Annotated in this window: 6 protein-coding genes; 1 reads left to right on the top strand and 5 read right to left on the bottom strand. The window is 69.9% G+C overall.

All coding sequences use genetic code 11. From position 1 onward, the window contains the following. Positions 1-22 precede the first annotated feature (22 nt). Genes ABD327_RS33645 through ABD327_RS33625 form a run of 5 tightly spaced genes read right to left on the bottom strand, consistent with a single transcriptional unit; the run spans position 23 to position 5,421 of the window. Complete coding sequence (locus tag ABD327_RS33645; RefSeq protein WP_344456925.1) at positions 23-361, bottom strand: putative antibiotic biosynthesis monooxygenase; 339 nt, start codon at positions 359-361, stop codon at positions 23-25. A 5-nt stretch (positions 362-366) separates the two neighbouring features. Next, entirely contained in the window at positions 367-1,185 is an 819-nt protein-coding gene (locus ABD327_RS33640) for an NAD(P)-dependent oxidoreductase (protein WP_344456923.1), read from the bottom strand. Between the two features lie 48 nt (positions 1,186-1,233). Next, complete coding sequence (locus ABD327_RS33635) at positions 1,234-2,661, bottom strand: FadD3 family acyl-CoA ligase (RefSeq protein WP_344456920.1); 1,428 nt, start codon at positions 2,659-2,661, stop codon at positions 1,234-1,236. Continuing rightward, the gene (locus ABD327_RS33630; RefSeq protein WP_344456918.1) at positions 2,658-3,836 is read right to left on the bottom strand and encodes an amidohydrolase family protein; all 1,179 of its coding nucleotides are present in this window, start codon (positions 3,834-3,836) and stop codon (positions 2,658-2,660) included. Before ABD327_RS33630 ends, ABD327_RS33635 begins: the two co-directional genes overlap by 4 nt. Positions 3,837-3,873: 37 nt before the next feature. Beyond that, a complete protein-coding gene (locus tag ABD327_RS33625) occupies positions 3,874-5,421 on the bottom strand; it encodes an AMP-binding protein (protein ID WP_344456916.1) in 1,548 nt (515 codons plus the stop codon). Between the two features lie 65 nt (positions 5,422-5,486). On the opposite strand from ABD327_RS33625, the gene ABD327_RS33620 reads away from it, so the two are divergent. After that, on the top strand, positions 5,487-6,467 hold the full coding sequence (locus ABD327_RS33620; RefSeq protein ID WP_344456914.1) for a 2Fe-2S iron-sulfur cluster-binding protein: 981 nt from the start codon (positions 5,487-5,489) through the stop codon (positions 6,465-6,467). Positions 6,468-6,488: the final 21 nt, after the last annotated feature.

Raw genomic sequence — 6,488 nt, 5'->3', positions numbered from 1 at the left:
CCGTGCCCGGAGAGGAGCGGGCTCAGGCCTCGCCCGGCGTCCCCTCTCCGTAGGAGCCGGTGAGCCTGAGAACCCGGATCTCAGGCCTCGGGTCCAACTGCATCGCGTCCGACATGTCGAACCGTCCTTCCGCGGCCGCCTTGAACAGCCCGCCGACGACCTCGTTCAGGTCCTCGCCTTCGATCTCGTACAGCGCCACGTAGGGACCGTCGTCCTGCACGGGAGCGAACCGCTTCGCGCCGACGAACCCCGGCAGCGAGCACACGTCCCGCAGATGCACCCGCTCGTACCAGTCGTTGTACTCCGCCTCCCGCTCCGGCGAGCTCGGACGGCTGGCGACGTAGAGCACTCCTCGCTCCATGGCGTTCATTCCTTCGAAGAGGGGGTCAGCGCGGCGGCCAGGGTGGCGAGCCCCGCGTCCAGCGCGCCGAGGTCGCCGCCGAGGTCGGCGGCGACCTTTCTGAGGACGTCCACGTCCTTGGACAGGAAGTCACGGGTCGAGGAGGCGAAACCCGCGACCGACCCACGGGACACGACGCCCGACAGGGCGCGGCTCGTGGAACTCCCGTGCGGGAGGGCGCCGAGCAGCACCGACTCCTCCACTCCCCACTGGCCTCCCAGCCGCACCGCGTCGGCGAGCAGGCCGAGCTGGGCGGCGAACAGGGCGTTGTTGAGGAGCTTGACCCGCTGGCCGGAGCCGAGAGGGCCGACGTGCAGGACGGGATCGCCGTAGCTCTCCAACGCGGGACGGACCCTGGCCACCGCTTCGTCCGCGCCGCCCGCGAAGACCGTCACCCGGCCCGCCGCGATGTCGTGCGGGCCCCCGCTCACCGGGGCGTCGACCACGTCGATCCCGCGCGAGGCGGCCCTCGCGGCGACGTCCTCGGCCGTCCTCGGGCCGCCGGTGGTGTGGACGACGAGGACGGAACCCGACGGCATCGCGTCGAGCAGCCCTCCGTCGAGGCAGACCTCGCGGACCTGTTCGTCCGTGAAGACGCAGACCACGACGGCGTCCGCTCCGGCGGCGGCCTCGGCGAGACCGTCCGCGGGGCTCAGGCCCTCCTCCTCCAGTGCCGAGCGGGCCTCGGGCGAGCGGGCCAGCACCCGCACGTCGTGGCCGGCCTCGGCGAGGCGGCGCGCCATCGGGCGGCCCATCCTCCCGGCGCCGATGAATCCGAGACGCATGTCGACTCCTTCCGTACAGCGATCAGGGAGCAAAGCAGGACGCGGCGGTCATCGCAGCAGGTCCTTCATCACCTTGCCGGTGGCGTTCAGCGGCAGCTCCTCCAGGAACACCACGGAACGGGGCACCTTGTAGCCGGCCATGCGCTCCCGGCTCCAGGCGATCAGCTTCTCCTCCGTGACCGGTCCGCGCGGGACGACGAAGGCCTTGCCGACCTGGCCGAGCCGCTCGTCGGGGACCCCGATGACGGCGGCCTGCGCCACGGCCGGATGCTCCAGGAGGAAACCTTCGATCTCCGCCGGATAGGCGTTGAACCCGCCCACGATGAACATGTCTTTCTTGCGGCCGATGATCCGCAGGTGGCCCTTCTCGTCCAGCGAGCCGAGGTCGCCGGTGTGCAGCCAGCCGTCGGCGTCGACCGCCTCGGCGGTCGCGGCCGGGTCGTCGAGGTAGCCCTGCATGACGCTGTAGCCGCGGATCAGGACCTCGCCGTCTTCGGCGATTCGCACCTCGACGCCGTCGCAGGGGGTGCCGACCGTCGTGGCGATCTCCTCGAACGAGTCGCCGGGACGGGACGCCGTGGCGGTCCCCGCCTCGCTGAGCCCGTAGCCGGTCATGATCGACTCGAAGGGCAGTTCCTCGCTCACCCGGCGGATCAGCTCGACCGGGATGTCCGCGGCGCCGGTCACGGCGACGCGCAGGGACGACAGGTCGCGTCCCTTCCCCGCCTCCAGCAGCGAGTGGTAGAGCGTGGGCGGGCCGGGCAGCACCGTCACCCTCTCGCGCTCCACCAGCTCGAAGACCTTCTCCGGTTCGAAGACCGCCATCGGGAGGACGGTCATGCCCCGGATCATGGAGGCGATGCAGCCCGCCTTGTACCCGAAGATGTGGAAGAACGGGTTGACGATCAGGTAGCGGTCGCCTTCGCGCACCTGGGCCAGATCGCACCACTCGGAGTACAGCCGGAGCGTCTGGCGGTGGTTCATCATGACGCCCTTGGGGCGCCCCGTCGTGCCGGAGGTGAAGACGACGTCGGCGATGTCCCCGCCGCTCACCTTCCGTTCGAAGGGGTTTCCGCTGGACAGGAAGTCCGACTTCAGGTCGATCGACGGCACCCCCTGCGGAGCCAGGTACTCCTGGCCGAGGAAGCCCGGCTGCGACAGCACGAGCTTGGCCCCGCTGCGGCGGATGACGTCGTGCGCCTCCTCCGCCTTGAAGCGGGTGTTGACCGGGACCAGCACGCCGCCGGCCGTCAGCAGGCCGAACGCCGCGATGATCCATTCGGCCGAGTTGGGCGCCCAGACGGCCGCACGGTCCCCCTTCTCGACACCCGCCTGCGCGAAGGAGCCCGCGGCCACGCGGATCCGGTCGACGAGTTCGGTGAAGGTGAGCCGGAGCGGCCCGTCCACGACCGCTTCGGCGTCGCCGAAGCGGTCGGCGGAGCTGAGCACCATCTCGGGGATGGTGTCCCACTTCATCGCGAGATCAGCCTTGCCAGGTTGCCGCCCATGATCTTGGCCTTGTCCTCGTCGTCGAAAGCCGTGAGGTTGTCGACGTGGGTGATCGGGTCGGCCTTGCCCTCGGGGTGGGGGTAGTCCGAGCCGAACAGCACCCGGTCGATCCCCAGCAGGTCGCCCAGCGCCGCCATGTCGTCCTCGATGAACGGGCTGACGTGGATCAGGCGGCGCATCTGCTCCACCGGGTTCTCCTCGAAGCCGTGCGGCATCTTCTTGTAGGCGTCCTTCAGGCTCGCCATCAGCGGCGCGACCCACGACGACCCGGTCTCCACGGTCGCGATCCTCAGATCGGGGAAGCGCGACAGGCAGCCGTGGGCGATCAGCGATCCCACCGCGTCCTCGATCGGCCGCCACTGCCCGAGAGCGCGGAAGGGCTGCGGCTTGAACGGCAGGTACTCCTGGCCCGCGCCCTCCCAGTCGCTGACATAGCGCGCGTAGCCGCTGTCGGAGGAGTGGAAGGCCACCAGCGTGCCGGAGTCCTGCACCAGCTTCCAGAACGGGTCGAACTCCGGCAGCGCGAACGACCGGGGGCCGCGCAGCCCGTACGCCGGAGCGGGGCGGATCAGGATGGCGCGCGCCCCGCGCTCCAGGACCCACTCCAGCTCCTCGATGGCCTTCTCGACGATCGGCAGCGTGATCACCGGGGTGGTGAAGATGCGGTCCTTGTAGTTGAAGGACCACACCTCGTCCAGCCACTGGTTCAGCGAGTGGACGACCGCATGGGTCAGATCCGGGTCGTCCCGCATCCGCTCCTCCAGCAGGCTCGCCAGCGTCGGGAACATCAGGGTGCGCTGGACGCCCTGCTCGTCCATCAGCTCCAGGCGCGGGCCCGGCTCCCGGAACGCCGGGATGGAGCGCATCGGCTCGCCGACGATCTCCCGATAGGACTTGCCCTCGGGGTTGCCGTTCTTGAAGTAGTCCTCCTGGGCGCCCGGTCGGGCCACCACCTCGAACGTTGGGTTCGGGATGTACTCGCTGATCTGACCCCGGATCGCGATCTTCGTCCGCTTCCCGACCTGCACGTACTGGATCGCGCCCTTGTACTCCTCGGGCAGGTACCGCGTGAACGCGTCCTGGGGCTCGTACAGGTGGTTGTCCGCGTCGAAGACCGGATACGGCAGCTCGCGTGACGGCATTGGAGATCCTCCTTGGCTGATTATGAGAATCCTATTCTCAAGCGGAGCATACTGCAATGTCTCGAAAGTCCCTGCGGAGGACGAACTTCTGGACCTTGCCACTGGCCGTGCGCGGGAAGTCGGCCACCTCGTGCAGCTCCTCCGGCCACTTCTGCCGGGCCAGGCCCACGCCCTCCAGGTGGACGCGCACCTCCTCGAGGGAGGGCAGGGAGTGCCCGGGCCTCAGCCGCACGACCGCCGCGGCGTGCTCGCCGAGCCGCTCGTCGGGAACCGCCACCACCGCGGCCTCCGCGACCCCCGGCAGCGCCAGGAGCGCCTCCTCGACCTCCAGGGCGCTGATGTTCTCGCCGCCGCGGATGATGATGTCGGACTTGCGGTCGGTGATCGTGAGATAGCCGTCCTCGTCGAGCACGCCGATGTCGCCGGTGCGGTACCAGCCCTCCTCGTCGAAGGCCGCCTCCGTCAGGGCCGGATCCGTGTAGCCCAGGCACAGCTCCGGGCCCCGGCTGAGAATCTCGCCGTCCTCGGCCAGCCGGACCTCCACGCCGGGCAGGACGTCCCCGTCGGTGTAGAGGCGCTTGCCCGCGGGGGCCGTGTACCGCGAACCCGTGATCGACGGGTGCTCGGTGCTGCCGTAGGAGCGGAACACCGTGATGCCGAGGCCGTCCAGGCGGTCGGTCACCGCCGAGGGCACCGACGAGCCGCCGAGGCCCGCGTACCTCATGTACGGCAGGTACTCGCGGGTGAAGTCGGGATGGTCCAGCAGGCTCGTCACGTAGTACGTCGCGCCGCCGCCCACGGTGAGACCGTCGCTCATCATCAGCGACAGCGCCCGCGCCGGGTCCCAGACGTCGGCGAGGTTCACCGGCGTGCCGTCCAGCACCGGGATCAGGAAGGCGTTCACCATGCCGATGAAGTGGCCCACGGGGGCCGACGTGAGCTGCTTGCCCCGGTCCGGCGGGTAGAGGCCGGCGAGCTGGCGCGTCTCGTGGCCGAGGGTCCGGTGGCTGTGGACCACGCCCTTGGGGTCGCTGGTGGTGCCGGAGGTGAAGGCGATCAGCGCGGGGCCGGACGGGTCGGTCGCGAGGACGCCTTCCAGGGGCTCGTCGGCGAGCAGGTCGTCGAAGTCCCGCCCCACCACGCCGACGACGGGCACGCCGGCGCACAGGTCGGCCTGGAACTCCATGCGCCCGAAGCCCTCGGCCCCGATGAAGACGCGCGGCCGGACCGTGTCCAGGATGTAGCCGAGCTCCTTGCGCCCGTAGAAGTGCACGACCGGCACCACGACCGCGCCGAGGAGCGACGACGCCCAGAAGACCGCGGCGGCCTCCATCCAGTTGGGCAGCTGGAACACGACCGTGTCGCCCGGGCCCACGCCCCGTTCGCGCAGTCCGGCGGCCAGCCTGCGCGCGACGAGTTCGACGTCGCGGAACGTCCCCGACCAGGGGCGTACGGCCGAGTGCACCCGGAACTCCACGTCCGGCGCCTCCCGGAGGCCCCTGGCCAGCAGGTCTCCGATCGTCTCCTCGGTCCACCAGCCTTCCGCCTCGTACCGCTCGACCAGTTCCGGGGGGATCGTTCGCATGATGAGAGCTCCGTTCATGGGGGCGAGAATTGTAATCTCCCAGGAAGAGAAGATAAATTCCAGACATGGCACGAGACCACGGCTTCCATCCGGTCCGGATCAAGCGGATCATCCAGGAGACAGCCGACACCCGGACATACGTCCTTGACGCGTCTTTCGACTATCAGGCCGGGCAGTTCCTGACGTTCAAAGCGTGCGGGACGTTGCGCAGCTACTCGATGTCCAGTTCCCCGGCCACCGATCCCGAACTGACGACGACGGTGAAGCGCGTGCCGGGCGGCCTGGTCTCGAACTGGATGCACGACGACCTCTCCCCCGGCGACCTCCTGGAGGCCACGCTCCCCGCCGGGGTCTTCTGCCTGCGGGAGACCGGCGCCCCCCTGGTGGCGTTCTCCGGGGGCAGCGGCGTCACGCCGGTCCTGTCGCTCGTCAAGACCGCGCTGGCCACCACGGACAGGCGGGTCCGGCTGCTCACGGCCGACCGGGACGACGAATCGGTCATCTTCCGGGCGGTCCTGGCAGAGCTGGCCGAGCGGTACCCCGACCGGTTCGAGGTCCACCATCACCTGGACTCTCTGTCCGGATTCGTCACCGAGTCCGGGGTGAAGGAGTTCGCCGCCGGCGCGCTGGACGCCGACTTCTACATCTGCGGCCCCGACCCCTTCATGGACCTGGTGGAACGTGCCCTGCTGGCGCACGGGGCCGATCCGGGACAGCTCTTCATCGAGCGCTTCGGGCTCGAGGAGGACGAACCCGCGGGCGAGGAGACGGAGGGCACCGTCAGCATCGTCCTCGCCGGGAAGAAGCACACGGTCCCGCGGCGTTCCGGCGAGACCCTCCTGCAGAGCGCGCGCCGGGCCGGCCTCTCGCCGCCCTTCTCCTGCGAGGCGGGCAACTGCGCCACCTGCATCGCCCAGGTCACCGAGGGCGCCGCCCAGATGAAGATCAACAACGCGCTCGACGACGACGAGGTCGCCGACGGCTGGATCCTCACCTGCCAGGGCGAACCGGCATCCCCGCACGTCACCGTCGTCTACGAGGACTGACGGCCCCCACACCCCAGGCTT

This window comes from Actinocorallia aurantiaca, from assembly GCF_039533685.1.
Classification (GTDB): domain Bacteria; phylum Actinomycetota; class Actinomycetes; order Streptosporangiales; family Streptosporangiaceae; genus Actinocorallia; species Actinocorallia aurantiaca.
The sequence above is the reverse complement of the archived record's forward strand: the minus strand, read 5'-3'. Positions and strand labels throughout refer to the sequence as shown.

What these genes read in the sequence shown, in the direction of transcription:
- ABD327_RS33645 (WP_344456925.1), bottom strand. Translation starts at nt 361, where the DNA reads ATGGAGCGAGGAGTGCTCTACGTCGCCAGCCGTCCGAGCTCGCCGGAG.
- ABD327_RS33640 (WP_344456923.1), bottom strand. Translation starts at nt 1,185, where the DNA reads ATGCGTCTCGGATTCATCGGCGCCGGGAGGATGGGCCGCCCGATGGCG.
- ABD327_RS33635 (WP_344456920.1), bottom strand. Translation starts at nt 2,661, where the DNA reads ATGAAGTGGGACACCATCCCCGAGATGGTGCTCAGCTCCGCCGACCGC.
- ABD327_RS33630 (WP_344456918.1), bottom strand. Translation starts at nt 3,836, where the DNA reads ATGCCGTCACGCGAGCTGCCGTATCCGGTCTTCGACGCGGACAACCAC.
- ABD327_RS33625 (WP_344456916.1), bottom strand. Translation starts at nt 5,421, where the DNA reads ATGCGAACGATCCCCCCGGAACTGGTCGAGCGGTACGAGGCGGAAGGC.
- ABD327_RS33620 (WP_344456914.1), top strand. Translation starts at nt 5,487, where the DNA reads ATGGCACGAGACCACGGCTTCCATCCGGTCCGGATCAAGCGGATCATC.